The organism is Sinorhizobium sp., from assembly GCF_059070375.1.
On the sequence record NZ_JCACWC010000004.1, the window covers coordinates 221,258 to 239,536 of the forward strand.

Sequence of the window (18,279 nt, forward strand, 5' to 3'; positions counted from 1 at the left end):
GTCAGCTTTCCTGTTGCGCCTCGTTTTCCTCCACCATGTCGATCTTGGCGGCTGCTTCCTGGCGTTTCAAGACCCGGTCACGCCCGGAAACGCCGAGGAGGTCGGCAATCCGCCAGATCACGTGATCTTCCATCTCGCTGCGCGCGCCGTCCGCGTAAACGATTTCCCACAGCATGCCGACGAGCTCGATGCGTTGCTCCTCGGGCAGGTGCCGCTTTATATCTGACGTGAACTGGTAGAAATCGATCGCTTCGCTCTCGGCGCTCTCGCCGGCCGCGACCAGGGCGTTGAGAGCGGCATCGTCAAGCTTGTAATGCTCCTTGATGAGCTTGCGCATCTTGCGGCGCTCGGAGCTGCGGACCGCGCCGTCCGCTTCCATGACCTGAAAGCAGAGGCCGATCACCGCCACGCGGGGATCTCCCACTTCAATCCGCGCCGAGCCCGTCATTCCTTCCAGAAATGCGCGAAAACGTTCAAACATGCACTATCGCCTGCAGCCTGTGGATATGTCGGGGTTCAGAAAAGACGGAAGTTGGCGGTGGTCCGTTCCGCCGCCGCCGGTTCGCGCACGCCCGGATCGTCCGGGGGGCGGCCGAAAAAGGGATCCGGCGCCTCCTCCGCATCCTTGTCCTTGGCGGGCGATGCGGCCGGTTCCTTCCGGTCGGGAACGGTGATCGCCTTCTCCGGCTCGGCCCGTTCTTTCTCGTCCCGCTCTCCCTCGGCCCGTTCTCTGTCAGTTTGCTCGCGCTCCGCTGGCGAGGCAGCCTCGACCGTCCGTTCAGAAGCCGGTTCCTCGGCGGGGCGGAGCACCGTCGCGACTGGCGGGAGGCTGCGAATTGCCTGGTCGGGGTTCAGATGCCCGTCCTCCGTTGCCGCCGCGATCTGCGACGGCGGAGCCTTCCACTCGAAAGCGTCGAGTTTGCCGCTGACCGGCGAGACCGGCAGCCAGACGGGCGAGGTGACGCCGTCGGCGGTCCAGGCCGGATCACGCGGGCTCTTCAGTGCCTGCGCCATCCAGTGCCGGATACGGCCCTCGTCGCCGGTGTCGGCCTCCTCGATATCCGCGAGCAGCAGAAAAATGCTCTCCCTCGGCTCGAGCCGGGCGGCGGCCTCTGCCTTCGACCGGGCAAGAGCGAGCTCGCGCGCATCGAGCGCCGCCTCGGCGACGGTCGCCAGTGCGACGGCATTGTTGCTGCGGAGCGATTCGAGCTTCTTCGCCCGCTTCAGACGGTCGAGGGTGGAATCGCCGCCGCGCGCCCGCACATAGAGGCGCGCAATGTCCGGATGCGGATCCGCTTTCCACATCCTCTCGAGGATCGAGGCACCCTTGCGCAGATTGTCCTCGCGAAAGAGCGCCTTGGCGGCAACGAGGGCCGCCGGCACGAGGCGGTCGTCGAGCTTCAGCGCCGCCTGCGCGTCGTCCCGCGCGGATTTCGGGTCTGCATCCAATCTTTCCATTGCCCGCGCCGTCAGAAGAACGGCCTTTTTCCGGTCCGCTTCTTTCCTTTCGAGCACATGGGCGGCGCGGCTCTGGTCGAGCAGACGGATCGCCTCATCCCACTGGCGCGCTTGGCTGCGATGGTCGAGCGTTGCCAGGGTCGCCCACGGCAAGTGCGGCGCCTTCTCGGAGGCACGCTCGGCGTATTGGCGCGCGGCCTCGTTGGCGCCGAGGCGCTTGGCTTCCAGATAGAGCCCGCGCAGGCCGAGTTCGCGCGTCTCCGGGTCGTCCGCCATCGCCTCGAATTTCTTGCGTGCGTCGTCGTATTTGCCTTCGATCAGCGCGGTCTGCGCTTCGAGCAGATGGATGAGCGGCTCCTGATCCGAGCTGATGAGGTTCCGCGTGCGTGCGGCCATCTTGCGGGCGAGATTGGCGTCGCCGGCGCCGGCCGCGATCAGGCCGGTCGACAATGCCTGATAGCCCCGGTCGCGCTTGCGGGCGCGAAAGTAACGCGTGACGGTGTGCGGCGACAGCCAGATCGTGCGAAGCAGCCAGACGACGATCAGAACGGCAGCGAAGAGCGAGATCAGGATCGAGGCGGCGCGCATCAGGCTCATCTCGATGAGCTGGCCCTGCCAGATCAGCGACAATTCCCCCGGACGATCCGCGAGCCAGGCAAAGCCGAGAGCCAGGCAAAGGACGAGGAGTACGAAGAACAGTATCCGGATCATATGGTCTTCTTTCTCCCGCTAACCTTGCTTGCCCGTGCGCGTCATGGTGCCGGCGACGGCGGCATCGATCACCGTTTCGACGCCAAGCCGCCGGTCGAGCTTCTCCTTGAACCCCTGGCCAGCGGATTTCGCGGCTTCGGGAAGGCTGTCCCATTCGAGCGATGCGCCCTTGAGATCGCCGTTGTCGAGCTTGTCTTCGATGCGGGCGATCACCGCTTCCGGCGTGTCGCCTTCGACGCTGCCGACCGGTCGCACGCGAATGCCCGACATAGCGCTGGAGACGAGGCGATCGAAAATGCCCTGATCGGGATCGGGCCGATGCAGCGCGTCCAGCATCGCGTCCGCCGCTGGCCGGAAACTTTCCCTCAATTCCGTCCGTGTGGGGACCCCTGTCGCGGCGACATCGGCCAGTTCTTTGACGACGGGATCCTCGGGGGCGATGCTTCGCAATGCGTCGAGTTCGGCGAGGAACGGCCCGCCGCGATCGATCGCCGTCTTCAGCGCGGTGACGGCAACGGCTTTCGCCATCTCGATATCGTTCGCAGGCTCGTTGAGCTTCTGCTCCGCCTGGTCGATACGGCCGGCAAGTTCCGCCCTGGCGGCGTCCGCTGCCCGGCGAGCCTCGGCAAGCTCGGTCTTCAGAGCTGCCATTTCATTCGTCAGATTGGCGACCTCCGCTTCGAGCGCCTTGATTTCGGGAGCGTCCGCCGCAGCTGCGCTGGGCTCCCGGGCCGCCTGTTCCAGAGCGGCGAGGCGGTTTTCCAGAGGGGCGATGTCCACCGCCGCCGCCGGAGCCTGAAGCTCCGCCTTGATCGCTTCGATCTCGCTCGCAAGGTTCTGCTCGGTACCCGGTTGCCCCGGTCCGGGCGCCGGAACGTAGCCGGCATATTGCAGCACGCCGGCACCGGCAAGCGCTATGAGACCGCCGAGGATGCCGGCTGCAAGCGCACCTGCGCCTGTGGCCTGTCTCCTCTTTGCCTCGGGCAGTTCGCCGTTGGTCGCGTGCGGAAGCTCCGCGTCGAAGGCGGCCGCAGCCGCGTCGGCGCGTGCCTCCTCCGTCTCTGCTTCCTCTTGCGGATCGCCCGCCGGCAAAGGAGGTTCGCCGATGCCGGCTTCGTTGCTTTCGACTTCGCCGGTCCTCACTTCGCCGGCTTCCGCCGCCTCGCTCGTCGAAATATCCGCCGGCTTGCCCGGTGCCGCATCCGGCCCGGCCGCTGCCTCGCCCGCTGCAGGTTCGGTCTTCTCCGCCTCGAGATCGATCGTCAGCGGTTCTTTCCCGGGTTTCGAGCGGCGCGGCGGCTTTTCCGATGCCATGGTCACCTCATTACCGTTTCATTGCCTGTCGGTCGGGCCTGAGCGGATCTGCAGCAGGAACGCTCCGCACCTTCCTCCGTTCTAAACGCAAACCTAGTCAGCGAGGATGACGAGGGAAAGCCCCAGACCATGCTTTTTGACGGAAATGGCCCAGATGACCCGAGCAATGTGCACAAGGCAGGCGGAAAACCGGCGCCGACTTTGCTGATTTGGCCTCAAAGAAGCTGAAAGAGATTTTCCTCGTCCGGCGCTGCCGCGACCCCGCAGACAAGACCGTCCGGCAGGGTCTCTCTTATTGGCCAGCTCAGGCAGAGAAAGCGCGAGGCGAGGTCCGCGGGTTCAAGCCCGCTCTCCCGCAATGCTGCATCCAGGCGCCGCGCGCTCTCGCGGGAATAGAGCATTACCGCATCGAAGGGGCCCGCGCGGAGGAGCCCCGGCAGCGTCTCCGCAGGATAGTGGACCGGCGCCATCCGGTAGCATTCGGCGGTCCTGTGCTCGATTTGCCGTTGGTGCAATGCCCGTTCAAAACCCTCGGTCCGCGGTGAACCGGCGAGATAGACCAGCATTTCGCCGGGGGAGAAGGGCAGCGACCGTCTCGGCGAGCCCCTCGCCGGTTCCCGGTCCGATGCGGATGTCGGTAAATCCGAGATCGCCTGCGGCGCGCGCCGTCGCTTCGCCGACTGCAAAGAGCGGTGTTGCAAGGTGTGGCTCAAGCGCCGGACCAAGCGCGCCGAGGACGCGGACCGCCTCCCCACTGGTGACGGCGATCGCCTGGTGGGGCTCGCTCAATGCTGCCCGAACCGCGCCGGCGAGATGCTGCGCCTGCATAAGCGGCAGGATGACCGCTTCATGACCCATGGCGCTGAGCCTTGCCGCCGTCCTTTCGGCGGCCGGGCGTGGCCGGGTCACGAGCACGCGCATCGGATCAGCTCCAGGTCGAGAAGAAACCCGGCCCCGCCTTGGCGCGGATCCGCTCGCCGGCCTCCTGCCCGAGCCTTTCCGCGTCTGCCGCTTTGCCGTCGATTTCGATCTGGTGGAAGGTGGTGCCGTCGGGCGTCAGGATCATGCCGGCAAAACGGATATGTGTCCCGTCCGATTGCGCGTAGCCGGCGATCGGCGTACGGCAGGAGCCGTCGAGTGTCGCCAGGAAGCCGCGCTCGCAGGAGACCGCCTCGTGTGTGCGGGGGTCGTCGATTGCCGCAAGCAGCGTGTTGATACGGTCGTCGCCGATGCGGGCTTCGACGCAGATCGCGCCCTGAGCCGGCGCCGGCGGAAATTCTTCCGGGTCAAGCAGCTCCGTCGGCACATGCTCCATGCCGAGACGCTTCAGGCCGGCGAAGGCCAGAAGCGTGCCGTCGACCTGACCTTCGGCAAGTTTGCGCAGGCGTGTCTCGACCTGTCCGCGGTAGGTGATCACGTCGATATCGGGCCGAAGCCGCCGGATCAGCGCCTGACGGCGCAGCGAAGACGAGCCGACGGTGGCGCCTTGCGGGAGATCGGCGAGCCTTTCGGCCGAGCGGCCGACAAAGGCGTCACGGATGTCCTCGCGCGGCAGGAAAGCCGAAAGGAACAGCCCGTCCGGCAGCTTCGTCGGCATGTCCTTGGACGAATGTACGGCGAAGTCGAGGTCTCCCGACAGAAGCTGCTCCTCGAGCTCTTCGGTGAACAGGCCCTTGCCGCCGATCTCCGCAAGCGACCTGTCGGTGATCCGGTCGCCCTTCGTGGAAAGAATGACGATCTCGAACATTTCCGGTGGCAGACCATGGGCGGCGGCGAGCCGGTCGCGCGTTTCATGCGTCTGGGCCATCGCCAGCGGGCTGCCGCGCGTGCCGATGCGGAAAGGTTTCGTTTGCATCCTTCGCCATCCGTTGTTACTGCATGCTTCCTTGGATCGGAACCGGTTCAGGACAAAACCATGCAGCAGTTCAAAGCGTTACAGCGTCCCTTGTGCGTCTGAAGGCGCACGGCGCTGTTTGAGTTTCGTGTAACCACCTTTCACTGCGACCGCAATCTTTGAGTATAGCACGTGACGTCCCCGCCTTTGCGCATCCTCGGCATTGAGACAAGCTGCGACGAAACCGCCGCTTCGGTCGTGCTGCGTGACGAAGAGGGCCACGGCCGGATTCTCGGCGACGTGGTGCTGAGCCAGCTGGAAGAGCACAGTGCCTATGGCGGCGTCGTTCCCGAGATCGCGGCGCGCGCCCATGTCGAGGCGCTCGACACGCTGATCGAGGAAGCGCTCCTGCGCGCCGGTGTGACGCTCCGGGACATCGACGCGGTCGCTGCGACAAGTGGTCCCGGCCTGATCGGCGGGCTCATCGTCGGGCTGATGACCGGCAAGGCGATCGCGCGGGCGACCGGCAAGCCGCTCTATGCGGTCAATCACCTCGAAGGTCACGCGCTGACGGCGCGGCTGACCGACGGCCTTTCATTTCCCTATCTGATGCTGCTCGTCTCGGGCGGCCATACACAGCTGATCCTCGTCAAGGGCGTCGGCGAATACGAACGCTGGGGCACGACGATCGACGATGCGCTCGGCGAGGCCTTCGACAAGACCGCAAAGCTGCTCGGTCTTCCCTATCCGGGCGGGCCGGCCGTCGAGCGGGCGGCGCAGGCCGGCAATGCGGAGCGCTTCGATTTTCCCCGGCCGCTCGTGGGTGACGCCAGGCTCGACTTTTCTTTTTCGGGCCTCAAGACGGCCGTCCGCCAGGCTGCACAGTCGCTGGAGCCGGTGACGGATCAGGATATCGCCGACGTTTGTGCCTCTTTCCAGCGCGCCATTTCCCGCACGCTCAGGGATCGGGTCGGGCGCGGCTTGAAGCGGTTCAGGGCGAACTTCGCTTCCGTCGACCAACCGGCTCTCGTCGTGGCCGGCGGGGTTGCCGCGAACCAGACATTGCGCCGGACATTGCAGTCGCTTTGCGACGAGCACGGCTTCCGCTTCATCGCGCCGCCGCTCTCGCTTTGCACCGACAATGCCGCGATGATCGCCTGGGCCGGTGCGGAGCGCCTCGCGGCGGGCCTGCCGGCGGACGGGCTCGATGCGGCTCCGCGTTCGCGCTGGCCGCTCGATTCCGAAGCCAAGGCATTGATCGGCTCCGGCAGACGCGGCGCCAAGGCATGATGGACGGAAGATGAGCGGCAAATCGAAGAGCGCGCAAAAAATCGTGGTCGTCGGGGCGGGCGCCTTCGGAACGGCGCTTTCGGCCGTCGCGGCAGCGAAGGACAAGGCGAATGTCACTCTGCTTGCCCGGCGGGAGGAGGCGGCCGCGCAGTGTCGCCGTACCGGGCGGAATGACGCCGTTCTCCCGGGAATTCCGCTTCCCCCGCGCCTTGTCTATTCTTCACAGGCGGCCGCGCTCGAAGACGCCGACATCGTGCTTTTTGCGATGCCTTCGCAAGCGCATCGGGACGCGGCGCGGAGCTACGGTGCCGCGATCGGCGCCAGGGCGATCGTCGTCACCTGCGCCAAGGGCATGGAGCAATCGACCGGCCGACTCCTCACCGACGTTCTCGAAGAGGAGTTGCCGGGCCGCCGCGTCGGGGTGCTTTCCGGCCCGGGCTTTGCCGCCGATATCGCTCGCGGCCTGCCAACCGCCATGGTGGTCGCCGCCCCCGATACCGCGATCGCGACGGAGCTCGCGGAGGCGCTTTCCGGGCGGACCTTCCGGCTTTATCCCTCGGCGGACCGCACCGGCGTTCAGCTGGGCGGGGCGCTCAAGAACGTGCTGGCGATCGCCTGCGGCATCGTCGAAGGCGCCGGCCTCGGCGACTCGGCCCGAGCTGCGCTGATCTCGCGCGGGCTTGCGGAAATGTCGCGCTTCATCGTCGCGAGGGGCGGCGAGGCGGACACTGTGCGTGGCCTTTCGGGATTGGGTGACCTCGTGCTGACCGCGACGAGCCACCAGTCGCGCAACCTGCGCTTCGGCATAGCCCTCGGTAAAGACGGCCGGGCTGCGGCCGGCAGCGAGTTGGTGGAGGGCGCTTTTGCCGCATCCGTCGCCGCCCGCGTGGCGGGGGGACTCGGCATCGAGATGCCGGTCACCGAGGCCGTCGCAGCCATCGTCGACGGAAAGCTGGATGTCCGCTCGGCTCTCGAACAACTGATGTCCAGACCGATCACCCACGAATGATGTCTTCAGGAGGATCCATGCTCTTCGCACTGCTCTGCACCGACAAGCCCGGCGCGCTGCAACTCAGGGTCGACACCCGACCTGACCATGTCGCCTATCTCAACGACCTCAATGCCCGGGGCATCCTGAAGATCGCAGGGCCTTTCCTCGGCGCCGACGGCAAGCCGACGGGGAGCCTCGTGATCGTCAAGGCCGACACGCTCGAAGAGGCCAGGGCGCTTGCCGAGGCCGATCCCTACGCGAAGGCGGGTCTCTTCGCCAATGTCGAGATCAAGGCCTACAACTGGGTCTTCAACAATCCGGAGGCTTGAGGGGCGATGGCGTTCTGGCTCTACAAATCCGAACCGGCGAAATGGTCCTGGCAGATGCAGAAGGATGCCGGCGAGAAGGGCACCGAATGGACCGGCGTGCGCAACTACCTGGCGCGCAACAACATGCGGGCGATGAAGATCGGCGACAAGGGTTTCTTCTATCACTCCAACGAGGGGCTCGAGATCGTCGGCATCACCGAGGTCTGCGCGCTGTCGCATCCGGACTCGACGGCAGAGGGCGACGCCCGCTGGGACTGCGTCGACATCCGCGCCGTCAGGGACATGCCGCGGCCGGTTTCACTCAAGGAAATCAAGGAAAATCCGAAGCTCGCCAAGATGTCGCTCGTCACGTCGATGCGTCTTTCGGTGCAGCCGGTGACGGATGACGAGTGGATCGAGGTCTGCCGCATGGGCGGGCTGGACAATCCGCCCCGATAGCGACCCGAATGTCGTGAAGACCGATCCCGAAAGCTTCATCCGCGCCAACACCGACATTCTCGCGCCGCCGCACGTGCCGGAAGTCCGCCTGCATCTTGCGGGCGAGGCGCATGAATTGTGGCTGAAGACCGAGGAAGAGCTGGAACGGATCGGTCTGCCGCCGCCCTTCTGGGCCTTCGCCTGGGCGGGAGGGCAGGGGCTTGCCCGCTATGTCCTCGATCATCCCGAGACGGTGCGCGGCCGCCGCGTCATCGATTTCGCCTCCGGTTCCGGCCTCGTCGCCATTGCGGCGAAGTTGGCCGGCGCCGATGAGGTCACCGCCGCCGACATCGACCCATGGTCCGAAACGGCCGCGCGGCTGAATGCCGGGCTCAACGGCGTATCGCTCGCCTTCACCGGAGACGATATCGTCGGCTCGGAACGGGCGGCCGACATCTACCTCGCCGGAGACGTCTTCTACGACAAGAGCTTCGCCGATCTTCTTCTGCCCTGGTTCGACGCGCTCGAACGTGCCGGTGCCGTCGTTCTCGTCGGCGATCCGGGCCGGGCCTATTGTCCGCGCGGGCGGATGACTGACCTTGCGACCTACGAGGTGCCGGTGACGCGGGCGCTCGAAGACAGCGAGGTGAAGCGCACGACGGTCTGGCGGTTCGGTCCGGCTGTCGGCGCCGGCGACGATTGAGAGGAACGTCCGCCCTCTACGGCCGGACGACGCAGACGCCGTGCTCCCAGGAGCAAGCGCTGGCGTTTACCTGCGGCGAGACGATGATGATCTTCGCGCGTTTCGACGATGGGTTGGCTGCTGCGGTCTCGCCGGCAAGATAGGCGTAGCCGCCGTCCCGGCTGAAATAGATGCCGTTTCCTTCATCGCGGAACGCCGAAAGGCCGCCGGCATAGGTGCCGATGTCCGGAATGGGTGTCGGGAAGTCGTAACTCCCATAGCTGCCGTAACCGCCGGACGCGTATCCGCCGCCATTGATAACGATCACAGGACCACGATCCCGCCCGGGGCGAGCGTAACGATGCCGGGAGTATCCGGGCCAGGGATATCTCGGCCGGACATGCCGGGTGCGGGTCTGAACATCGGGCAGGCCCCTGGAATCGGCAGATGCGAAACCGCCGACGGTCGTTACTGATTGGTGGCGCGCCTTGCGCCAGGTGTGATGGGGCGTGCGATGCTTGATCCGGACATGGCGGGTTCGGGTCTCCACATTGCCGAAACCGTCGCTTTCGGCGGCCCGTGCCGGCAAACCGGCGGGCATCGCAAGTGCGAAGGCCACGACTAGAGCTTTGGCCGCGCGGACCATTTGCGAGGGGTTCATGTCTCGCTGCCTCCGGATCATCATTAACAAACCGTTAAAGTGCATCCTGCGGCAACCGACGGGAAATGTCACGGATTCAGCTGGGTTTTTTCGTGCATATCGTTAAAAGGCCGGATGTCTCTCCGAGGCGGGAAAATGCCGTTTTCCGTCAAATCGATTAAATTGATTTTGCACTGCAAACACACTTGTCGTGAAGCCCTATGGTGATTAAAGGTCCGGGTGACTGAATTGCGCACAATCGGGTGCGATACCGGACGAAAAGAGTCCAGTTTTGGACGCATATCCGGTCATCCCGCGAGGTTCCGATGACGAATGTCACAAGAAGCCGGCCGCTCTCGCCGCATCTTCAAATCTACAAGCCGATCCCCACCATGATCATGTCGATCATGCACCGCATCACCGGCGGCGCGCTCTATTTCGGCACCGTCCTGGTGGCGTGGTGGCTGATCGCCGCTGCTTCGGGCGCTGCCTACTACGACTGGGTGAACTGGCTGTTCGGCACGTTCATCGGCAAGGTCGTCCTCTTCGGCTATACCTGGGCCCTTGTGCACCATCTGCTGGGCGGCATCCGCCACCTCGGCTGGGATCTCGGCTACGGCTATGAGAAGCACTTCGCGACGAGAATGGCGAAGGCCATGATCGTCGCATCGGCGACGCTGACGCTCGTCATCTGGGTCGTCGGCTACCTCGCTCGTTAAGGGACTTCGACATGAATATGCGCACACCTCTCGGCAAGGTCCGGGGTCTCGGTTCGGCAAAGGAAGGCACGGATCACTTCTGGCGGCAGCGCCTCACGGCCGTCGCCAGCATTCCTCTCACGATCTTCTTCGTCGTCTTTCTCGCCCATTATGCGGGCGCACCGCATGCGGAACTGATCGCGGCCCTTGCGAACCCCTTCGTGGCGGTTGCCATGGGTCTGATGGTCGTCGCCGGCCTCGTTCACATGAAGATCGGCATGCAGGTCATCATCGAGGACTACGTCCATGCGGAGGGCGCCAAGATAGCGCTTCTCATGCTCAACACATTCTTCACGATCGCGGTCGGCGGGCTCTGTCTTTTCGCCGTCCTGAAGATCGCTTTTGCAGGGTAATTTCGTCATGGCATCGATCAGTTCACCCGCTGCAAACGGCAAGGCATATCAATATGTCGACCATTCCTTCGACGTCGTCGTCGTCGGCGCCGGCGGGGCGGGCCTGCGCGCGACGCTCGGCATGGCCGAGCAGGGCCTGAGGACGGCCTGCATAACCAAGGTCTTCCCGACGCGTTCGCACACGGTCGCGGCACAGGGCGGCATCGCCGCTTCGCTGCAGAACATGACGCCCGACTGCTGGCAGTGGCATCTTTATGACACCGTCAAGGGCTCCGACTGGCTCGGCGATGTCGACGCCATGCAGTATCTCGCAATGGAAGCGCCGAAGGCGGTCTACGAACTCGAGCACTATGGCGTTCCGTTCTCGCGCAACGAAGAAGGCAAGATCTATCAGCGCCCCTTCGGCGGCCACATGCAGAACTACGGCGAAGGGCCGCCGGTGCAGCGCACCTGTGCTGCCGCCGATCGTACCGGCCACGCGATCCTGCATACGCTTTATGGCCAATCGCTCCGGAACAATGCCGAATTCTTCATCGAATATTTTGCCATCGACCTGATCATGTCGGCTGACGGGCGCTGCACCGGCGTGGTCGCCTGGAACCTCGACGACGGCACGATCCACCGGTTCGCCGCCAAGATGGTGGTGCTGGCGACCGGCGGCTACGGCCGCGCCTATTTCTCAGCGACCTCGGCGCATACCTGCACCGGCGACGGCGGCGGCATGATTGCGCGCGCGGGTCTGCCACTGCAGGATATGGAATTCGTGCAGTTCCATCCGACCGGCATTTACGGCGCAGGCTGCCTCATCACCGAAGGCGCCCGCGGCGAGGGCGGCTATCTGGTCAATTCCGAGGGCGAGCGCTTCATGGAGCGCTACGCGCCTTCTGCCAAGGACCTTGCCTCGCGCGACGTCGTTTCCCGCTGCATGACGATGGAAATCCGCGAGGGCCGAGGCGTCGGCAAGAACAAGGACCATATCTTCCTGCATCTCGACCATCTCGATCCCGCAGTGCTGCACGAACGCCTGCCGGGCATTTCGGAATCGGCGAAGATCTTCGCCGGCGTCGACGTCACGCGCGAGCCGATCCCGGTGCTGCCGACCGTTCACTACAATATGGGCGGCGTGCCGACCAATTACTGGGGCGAAGTGCTGAACGCGGACGGCCAGAACCCGGAGCGAATCGCCCCCGGACTGATGGCCGTCGGCGAAGCCGGCTGCGCCTCGGTGCACGGCGCCAACCGGCTCGGCTCGAACTCACTGATCGACCTTGTCGTCTTCGGCCGCGCGGCGGCGATCCGCGCCGGCCAGATCATCGACCGCAACGAGGCGGTGCCGGACGTCGACACGGCCTCCTGCGACCGCATCATGGAGCGTTTCGACCGGCTGCGGCACGCCAACGGCACCACGCCCACGGCAGTGCTGCGTGACAAGATGCAGCGCGCCATGCAGGAAGACGCGGCCGTGTTCCGTACGCAGGAGTCGCTCGAATCCGGCTGCCGTCGCCTGTCTGCGATCTGGAAGGAACTGCCGGACGTCAGGGTCACCGACCGCTCGATGATCTGGAACTCGGATCTCGTCGAGACGCTGGAGCTCGAAAACCTGATGGCCAACGCCATCACCACGGTCTACGGCGCCGAGGCGCGCAAGGAAAGCCGCGGCGCGCATGCGCGCGAGGACTACAAGGACGGCCCGCTCGCCGGTCGCGACGACGTCAACTGGCGCAAGCACACGCTTGCCTGGGTCAACGAAGCGGGCGACGTCCGGCTCGATTTTCGTCCGGTGCACACCGAGCTGATCGCCGAAGGCATCGATCCCTACAAGATCGAGCCGAAGGCGCGCGTCTACTGATCTCGAGGACTAAGGCACATGGTTGAACTCGCTCTCCCCAAGAACTCGCAGATCACCGAAGGCAAGGTGTGGCCGAAACCGGTCGGTGCGGCGAACCTGCGCGAATACCGGGTCTATCGCTGGAATCCGGACGACGGCAAAAACCCGCGGATCGATACCTATTACATCGATATCGACGATTGCGGCCCGATGGTTCTGGACGGTCTGCTCTACATCAAGAACAACATCGATCCGACGCTGACGCTGCGCCGCTCCTGCCGCGAAGGCATCTGCGGCTCCTGTGCGATGAATATCGACGGCACCAATACGCTCGCCTGCACCAAGGGCATGGATGAGGTGAAGGGCGCCGTGAAGGTGTATCCGCTGCCGCACATGCCCGTCGTCAAGGACCTCGTGCCCGACCTCACCAATTTCTATGCCCAGCACCGTTCGATCGAGCCCTGGCTGAAAACCGTTTCGCCGACACCGGCCAAGGAATGGCGGCAGAGCCACGAAGATCGCCTGAAGCTCGACGGCCTCTATGAGTGCATTCTCTGCGCCTGCTGCTCGACCTCCTGTCCGAGCTATTGGTGGAACGGTGACCGCTATCTCGGCCCCGCCGTCCTGCTGCAGGCCTATCGCTGGCTGATCGACTCCAGAGACGAGGCCACCGGCGAGCGTCTCGACAATCTCGAAGATCCGTTCCGGCTCTATCGCTGCCACACGATCATGAACTGCGCCCAGGCCTGTCCGAAGGGGTTGAACCCCGCCAAGGCGATCGGCGAGATCAAGAAGATGCTGGTCGAGCGGCGGTTCTGACCCTTCCGTCCTGCAGGTGTTCTCAGCATCATTTCAACGGCGGGCCTCGGCCCGCCGTTTTGCTTTCACGTCCGTCACATCGACGTGTTGCTAAGTGATTTGAAACGCGCCGCCAGGCAGTTAGGTAATAGCCGAGGATGGAGGGCCGCCGATGCTTCGCCTGCTGCTCGGTTTTCTCGTCGCTTGTTTCCTGCTGCTGCCGGCGCGGGCGGCAGAACCGCAATATGCTATCTTCGCCGGCGGCTGCTTCTGGTGCGTCGAGAGCGACTTCGACGCCGTGCCCGGCGTTCTCGAAACGATCTCCGGCTATGCCGGCGGCAAGAGCGCGAACCCCACCTATGAAGATTATTCGAGGGGTGGACACCGCGAGGTGGTGCGCGTGAAGTTCGACCCGGACCGGGTCTCCTATGCGGAGCTCGTCGGCATCCTGTTCCGTACGACGGACCCGACGGATAACGGTGGCCAGTTCTGCGACCGGGGCTTCGCCTATACGACCGCGATCTATGCGCTGAACGAGCGGCAGGCGATGGACGCGAAGGCGGAAAAGATCAAGGCCGAGGCGGAGCTCGGCCGGCCGATCGTCACGCCCGTCGAAGGCGCAGCGAAATTCTGGCCGGCGGAAGACTACCATCAGGACTTCGGCAAGCGGAACCCGATCCGCTACTGGTACTATCGCAACGGCTGCGGCAGGAACCGAACGGTCGAGAAGCTCTGGGGCGATCGCGCCTATGCAGGCGTCAATCATTGATCGTTTGCCCCTCATCCGCCCGTCGGCATCCCGCATAAGAAGTGTTGGATAGGATTCGGTATGCCATTGGCCGGTTTGCTTTCGCGCCTGGCCTCTCTTCAAGCCCATTTGCGGGCGTAGCCCGCGTCAATGCGTTTCTCGAAGCGCGCTCCTTCGCTGTCCGGAAGGCATCCTTTCTACTTTCGGATGACAACGCGCAGACGGCGTTGTGCCGCCGCTTGCTTGATCAGGGTGGCCACCTTGCGAACGAAAGCCGGGCTGAAGGTGCCGATCGGCGTTGTCGATGCGAGATCATAGGCTTCGTCGAGACGGAGCAGGTTGTACTCGTCCAGGATCAGCCAGGACGGGAAACGGAGCCCGCCACGGCGGCATTCGATTTCGCTGACGGCAATGTGGACGATCGACGGATCCGGACTCCGTGAGGTGATCGGGAACAAAAACAGCTTCACCGGCTCCGTCGGTGTCTTCACCAAAAGGCAAACCGGCCGCTCCTTGCGGCCCGATTCCTCACCGTCGCCGGCTTGCCTCGCCCAAAGATAGTAGCAGCGAAGGACGTCACCGGCCTTGAACATCGTCGTCGTCATCGCTGGCAATGATCGCATCGAGGCCGGTCATGAGTTCATCATGAATATCGTCCGGCGCATTCTCGAGCGTGTAGGCGGCTGCGTGAGGCCGGCCAACCAGTTTCTGATACTGAGCAGCGGACAGGATGACGAGCTTTTCCTTTCCGCGCTTGGTAAGTGCTACGGGCTCGATCAATGCTGCCTCGAGGATCTCGCCGGACGCGCGATTCATTTCGCTGAAAGTGAATTGCTTCATCTGCGTCGCTCCGTTGCCAATATACGTAAAATACGTAAATTATGCGGCTGCGTCCAGCGCTGAGTTGCCCCGTGGCCCGACCTGGGTGAGCGCGTCAAACTGCGGCTCGATGTCCTCCGCCACTGCAGGCTTCTCCGGGCTGCATCGTAGACCTTGAGGGAGCGCCTTCGACGAGCGCGGCGGACCCCGGTCGATCCGCCGTATCCCCCGTCAGCGCGCAGCCCAATTCGCGCCGCGGCGGAAGATCGTGCGCATCTCGGGCACCTCGAATTCCTTGGCCACATGGCCGAGCGAGGAGTAGAAGACCCGGCCCTTCCCATGCTTGCGCTTCCAGACCACCGGCATCGTCACGCCTTCGATCCAGGAGGCATGCTCGCCGGAGAAGGTGGTCGTTGCCAGCACCTCGTTGGACGGATCGACATGCATGTAATATTGCTCCGAGGTATAGGGAAAATCTACGATACCCTCCATCAGCGGATCGTCGGGGCGCGTAATGTTCACGCGATAGTCGATGATGTTGCCCGGGTGGGCCACCCACTGGCCGCCGATGATGAACTGGTATTCGACGCTCTCGCGGAAGGCATCGCCCGCGCCGCCGTGATAGCCGGCGATACCGACGCCGCCTTCGACGGCCGCGGCGAGATTCTTTACCTCTTCCTTCTCGATCTTCGACATCGTCATGATCGGAACGATCAGCGACAGGTCGTGGATCGACGGATCGGCGAAGGCTTCGGTCGTGTGTTCCAGATAGACCTTGAACCCGTCCTCCTGCAGCATGTCGCGAATGATATGGGCGCATTCCTGCGGCTCGTGCCCGCTCCAGCCGCCCCAGACGATCAGTGCCTCGCGCATTCTCATTCCTCCTCAAATTTGACTAGCGGCCGATGCGGCCGTCGACGAGCGATTGCGACAGAGGTGCCGGCCGCTCGGCCTTCGTGCTGATGCTGACGGTGGAACCGGTGTCGGCCGCCTTGTGGAACGCTTCCATGACCTCCAGCACGTGCAAGGCGAGGTCTCCGTTTGCCCGGTGCGGCCGGCCCGAGCGGATCGCATGTGCCATGTCGGCCACCCCGATCGAGCGGTAGTTGCCGTCGGCATAGGGCTCGCTCGTCGCGGTCTGCTCGAAGGCGCCGCCCTTTTTCAGTAGCTCGATCTGGCCGCCGAAATGGTTCGGATCCGGGACGATCAGCGTGCCCTCGGTTCCATAGAGCTCGAGAGGCACATGCCTGTGGCCCGCCACATCGAAGCTCATGCCGATCTGCACGACGGCTCCATTCTCGAAGGCCATGATGCCGGCGACATGGGTCGGCACGCGGACGGGGATGCGTTCGCCGTTGCGCGCCTCGCTGGTTATGGTCCGCTCCTTCCGTGCCGCCGTGGCAAATCCGGCAACCTTGGCGACGGGGCCAAGGAGGTTGACGAGGTCGGTGATGTAGTAGGGACCCATATCGAGCATGGGCCCGCCGCCGACGTCGTAATAGAAGTCCGGATTGGGATGCCAGCGCTCGTGACCCGGGCACATGAAGGTGGCGGTGCCGCCGACGGGCGTGCCGAGCACGCCGGAATCGACGATTGCGCGTGCCGTCTGATGCGAGCCGCCGAGAAAGGTGTCCGGGGCGGCGCCGATTCGCAGGCCTTTCGCGCGAGCCAGCGCCACCAGCTTGCGTCCGTCAGCGAAGTCGGTGGCGAGCGGCTTTTCGGAATAGGTGTGCTTGCCGGCCTCGAGGGCCTGCATGGCGACGGCCACGTGCGCCTTCGGCACGGTCAGGTTGACGATGAGCTCGATCGACGGGTCCGCGAGGAGATCGGCGACGCTGCGGGCCTCGACCTTGAACTCCGCCGCGCGCTCTTCGGCAAGGTTGCGGTTCAGGTCGGCGATGCCGCGGATGTCGAGGATCGGAAAGGCTGCCATCGCCTTCAGATAAGCCGACGAGATGTTGCCGCAGCCGATGATGCCGATACCGAGTTTTTCCATCAGTCTCCTCCCGAAATGGATACATAAGTTCGGCGCAGCGCATCAAAGCGCCGGCGCCGGTCCGGTCGTCCCCCAGGGGGACTCGTAGAGTTCGCAGAGCGCCACAACCGCCGCCCCCTGGGCCCAGGTCTCGTCGGCCGATTCGTCGAAGACGAGTTCGGCCACCGTCGAGATCGAGGGCGGGATCGCGTTCTGAAAGGACCGGCGGATGCTCTCCACGAAAACGGTGCCGAGCGACAGGCTCGAACCGACGATGACGACGCGCGGCGGTCCGAACAGCGTGACGATGTTGGCGACGGCGAGCCCGACCGCTTCTCCGGCCCGCGAGGCGGCCGTGGTCAGCGCTTCGTCGTCGGCCGCGATCAGCATCTGCGCATGCGTCATGCCCCGTCCGAGGCGCACCGCCTCGGCGAACCGCCCGTCCATCGGGTGTTCGCCGAGAATCGCGTTCTCCCCGGCGAGCGTCGAAAGGCGCACGGTACGGCTCTCGCCGACGCCGAGCACAAGATCGCCGAGATTGTGGCTCAGGCCCCCGGCGCCTCGGAAAAGCTGGCCGCCATGCAGCACGCCGAGCCCGAGGGTCTGCTCCAGCGAAACGAGAACCATGTCGTCGAGGTCGCGGGCGCGCCCGAACCAGTGATGGGCAAGCGTGATGGCGTGCGCGTCGCTCTCGACGATCGTCGGGACGTTGAGCCTGCTCGTCATTTCGCTTGCGAAATCGACGTCCGTTTCCCGGAAGATCGGGCTGGAGCGGACGTGACCGGTGCGGTGTTCGACCACGCCCGGCAGGCCGATGCAGATCGAATCGATGTCGTCGAGCGAAAGGTCGGCGTCGACCACACAGCGGCGCACGCCGTCCTCGATCAGATCGGCGATGACGGCGATCGGCTGGCGGTCGACCCGGATCGGCAATGTCAGGTCGGAGAGTACCTCGCCGCGAAAGTTGGTGACGGCGAAAACCATACGATTGGCGGCGATCTTGGCACCGACGACGCGAGCGGCCTCCGGGTCGAGCTCCAGCATGACGCGCGGGCGGCCCCTTGCGGCAGCGTTGCGGATATCGCCCTCGTGCCGGGTCAGGATGAGGCCATCGTCAAGCAGCGACGCGGTGATCGCGGAAACGGTGGTCGTGGACAGTTCGGTGCGTTCGCTGATCTCGACGCGTGAAATGGGGCCATGCCGGCGGATCGTATCGAGCACGTTGAAGCGATTTATCGCGCGCATCAGTTCGGGATCGGCGGTCTTCATCGGTCTTCAGTATGCTCGCATGCTCGATTGGCTGGCTGGGCGGGTCAAATCATTTAGCAGGAATA

The 18,279-nt window shown here is 64.5% G+C and carries 20 protein-coding genes and 1 pseudogene; 10 read left to right on the plus strand and 11 right to left on the minus strand.

The window, feature by feature from the left end; all coding sequences use genetic code 11:
* Position 1: 1 nt before the first annotated feature.
* The 5 genes and pseudogenes from AC5J09_RS27360 to hemC all read right to left on the minus strand — a co-directional run bounded on the left by AC5J09_RS27360 (position 2) and on the right by hemC (position 5,338).
* Positions 2-481, minus strand: a complete 480-nt coding sequence (locus AC5J09_RS27360; RefSeq protein ID WP_018097317.1) for a tellurite resistance TerB family protein — start codon at positions 479-481, stop codon at positions 2-4.
* Positions 482-516: 35 nt separating this feature from the next.
* On the minus strand, positions 517-2,169 hold the full coding sequence (locus tag AC5J09_RS27365) for a heme biosynthesis protein HemY (RefSeq protein WP_494299023.1): 1,653 nt from the start codon (positions 2,167-2,169) through the stop codon (positions 517-519).
* A gap of 18 nt (positions 2,170-2,187) precedes the next feature.
* Complete coding sequence (locus tag AC5J09_RS27370) at positions 2,188-3,483, minus strand: COG4223 family protein (protein ID WP_494299024.1); 1,296 nt, start codon at positions 3,481-3,483, stop codon at positions 2,188-2,190.
* Positions 3,484-3,698: 215 nt separating this feature from the next.
* A pseudogene (locus AC5J09_RS27375) lies at positions 3,699-4,404 on the minus strand (uroporphyrinogen-III synthase).
* 4 nt (positions 4,405-4,408) lie between these two features.
* Positions 4,409-5,338: a hydroxymethylbilane synthase gene (hemC, locus tag AC5J09_RS27380; RefSeq protein ID WP_324762464.1), complete on the minus strand. Its 930-nt coding sequence runs from the start codon at positions 5,336-5,338 to the stop codon at positions 4,409-4,411.
* Positions 5,339-5,509: 171 nt separating this feature from the next.
* Here hemC and tsaD point away from each other — a divergent pair, with 171 nt between their 5' ends.
* The 5 genes from tsaD to AC5J09_RS27405 are packed head-to-tail and all read left to right on the plus strand — an operon-like array spanning position 5,510 to position 9,047.
* Positions 5,510-6,607, plus strand: a complete 1,098-nt coding sequence (gene tsaD, locus AC5J09_RS27385) for a tRNA (adenosine(37)-N6)-threonylcarbamoyltransferase complex transferase subunit TsaD (protein ID WP_494299025.1) — start codon at positions 5,510-5,512, stop codon at positions 6,605-6,607.
* 10 nt (positions 6,608-6,617) lie between these two features.
* The gene (locus AC5J09_RS27390; RefSeq protein WP_100672778.1) at positions 6,618-7,616 is read left to right on the plus strand and encodes an NAD(P)H-dependent glycerol-3-phosphate dehydrogenase; all 999 of its coding nucleotides are present in this window, start codon (positions 6,618-6,620) and stop codon (positions 7,614-7,616) included.
* 17 nt (positions 7,617-7,633) lie between these two features.
* On the plus strand, positions 7,634-7,927 hold the full coding sequence (locus tag AC5J09_RS27395) for a YciI-like protein (RefSeq protein ID WP_100672779.1): 294 nt from the start codon (positions 7,634-7,636) through the stop codon (positions 7,925-7,927).
* A gap of 6 nt (positions 7,928-7,933) precedes the next feature.
* On the plus strand, positions 7,934-8,365 hold the full coding sequence (locus tag AC5J09_RS27400; protein WP_100672780.1) for an EVE domain-containing protein: 432 nt from the start codon (positions 7,934-7,936) through the stop codon (positions 8,363-8,365).
* A gap of 13 nt (positions 8,366-8,378) precedes the next feature.
* Complete coding sequence (locus AC5J09_RS27405; RefSeq protein WP_494299026.1) at positions 8,379-9,047, plus strand: class I SAM-dependent methyltransferase; 669 nt, start codon at positions 8,379-8,381, stop codon at positions 9,045-9,047.
* A gap of 16 nt (positions 9,048-9,063) precedes the next feature.
* Here AC5J09_RS27405 and AC5J09_RS27410 read toward each other — a convergent pair whose 3' ends face one another.
* Positions 9,064-9,687 carry a hypothetical protein gene (locus AC5J09_RS27410; protein WP_494299027.1) on the minus strand — a complete coding sequence of 208 codons (624 nt, stop codon included), beginning with the start codon at positions 9,685-9,687 and terminating at the stop codon, positions 9,064-9,066.
* A gap of 305 nt (positions 9,688-9,992) precedes the next feature.
* On the opposite strand from AC5J09_RS27410, the gene sdhC reads away from it, so the two are divergent.
* The 5 genes from sdhC (at position 9,993) to msrA (ending at position 14,172) form a co-directional block, all read left to right on the plus strand.
* Positions 9,993-10,385, plus strand: coding sequence for a succinate dehydrogenase, cytochrome b556 subunit (gene sdhC, locus AC5J09_RS27415; RefSeq protein WP_018097306.1), 393 nt, complete (start codon positions 9,993-9,995; stop codon positions 10,383-10,385).
* 11 nt (positions 10,386-10,396) lie between these two features.
* Positions 10,397-10,777 (plus strand): succinate dehydrogenase, hydrophobic membrane anchor protein, encoded by a 381-nt coding sequence (gene sdhD, locus AC5J09_RS27420; RefSeq protein WP_100672783.1) that lies wholly within the window; start codon positions 10,397-10,399, stop codon positions 10,775-10,777.
* A gap of 7 nt (positions 10,778-10,784) precedes the next feature.
* Positions 10,785-12,626: a succinate dehydrogenase flavoprotein subunit gene (gene sdhA / locus AC5J09_RS27425; protein WP_026168837.1), complete on the plus strand. Its 1,842-nt coding sequence runs from the start codon at positions 10,785-10,787 to the stop codon at positions 12,624-12,626.
* Positions 12,627-12,644: 18 nt separating this feature from the next.
* The gene (locus AC5J09_RS27430; protein ID WP_003531162.1) at positions 12,645-13,424 is read left to right on the plus strand and encodes a succinate dehydrogenase iron-sulfur subunit; all 780 of its coding nucleotides are present in this window, start codon (positions 12,645-12,647) and stop codon (positions 13,422-13,424) included.
* Positions 13,425-13,575: 151 nt separating this feature from the next.
* On the plus strand, positions 13,576-14,172 hold the full coding sequence (gene msrA / locus AC5J09_RS27435) for a peptide-methionine (S)-S-oxide reductase MsrA (RefSeq protein ID WP_494299028.1): 597 nt from the start codon (positions 13,576-13,578) through the stop codon (positions 14,170-14,172).
* 176 nt (positions 14,173-14,348) lie between these two features.
* Here msrA and AC5J09_RS27440 read toward each other — a convergent pair whose 3' ends face one another.
* From AC5J09_RS27440 to AC5J09_RS27460, 5 genes are all read right to left on the minus strand, one after another.
* Positions 14,349-14,744 (minus strand): hypothetical protein, encoded by a 396-nt coding sequence (locus tag AC5J09_RS27440; protein ID WP_018097302.1) that lies wholly within the window; start codon positions 14,742-14,744, stop codon positions 14,349-14,351.
* Positions 14,728-14,991, minus strand: a complete 264-nt coding sequence (locus tag AC5J09_RS27445) for a type II toxin-antitoxin system prevent-host-death family antitoxin (RefSeq protein WP_100672785.1) — start codon at positions 14,989-14,991, stop codon at positions 14,728-14,730. The genes AC5J09_RS27440 and AC5J09_RS27445 overlap by 17 nt, the downstream gene beginning before the upstream one ends.
* Positions 14,992-15,201: 210 nt before the next feature.
* Positions 15,202-15,843 carry a ThuA domain-containing protein gene (locus tag AC5J09_RS27450; RefSeq protein ID WP_411932341.1) on the minus strand — a complete coding sequence of 214 codons (642 nt, stop codon included), beginning with the start codon at positions 15,841-15,843 and terminating at the stop codon, positions 15,202-15,204.
* 22 nt (positions 15,844-15,865) lie between these two features.
* Complete coding sequence (locus AC5J09_RS27455; protein ID WP_494299029.1) at positions 15,866-16,966, minus strand: Gfo/Idh/MocA family protein; 1,101 nt, start codon at positions 16,964-16,966, stop codon at positions 15,866-15,868.
* A gap of 42 nt (positions 16,967-17,008) precedes the next feature.
* A complete protein-coding gene (locus tag AC5J09_RS27460; RefSeq protein ID WP_100672788.1) occupies positions 17,009-18,214 on the minus strand; it encodes an ROK family transcriptional regulator in 1,206 nt (401 codons plus the stop codon).
* Between the last annotated feature and the right edge of the window lie 65 nt (positions 18,215-18,279).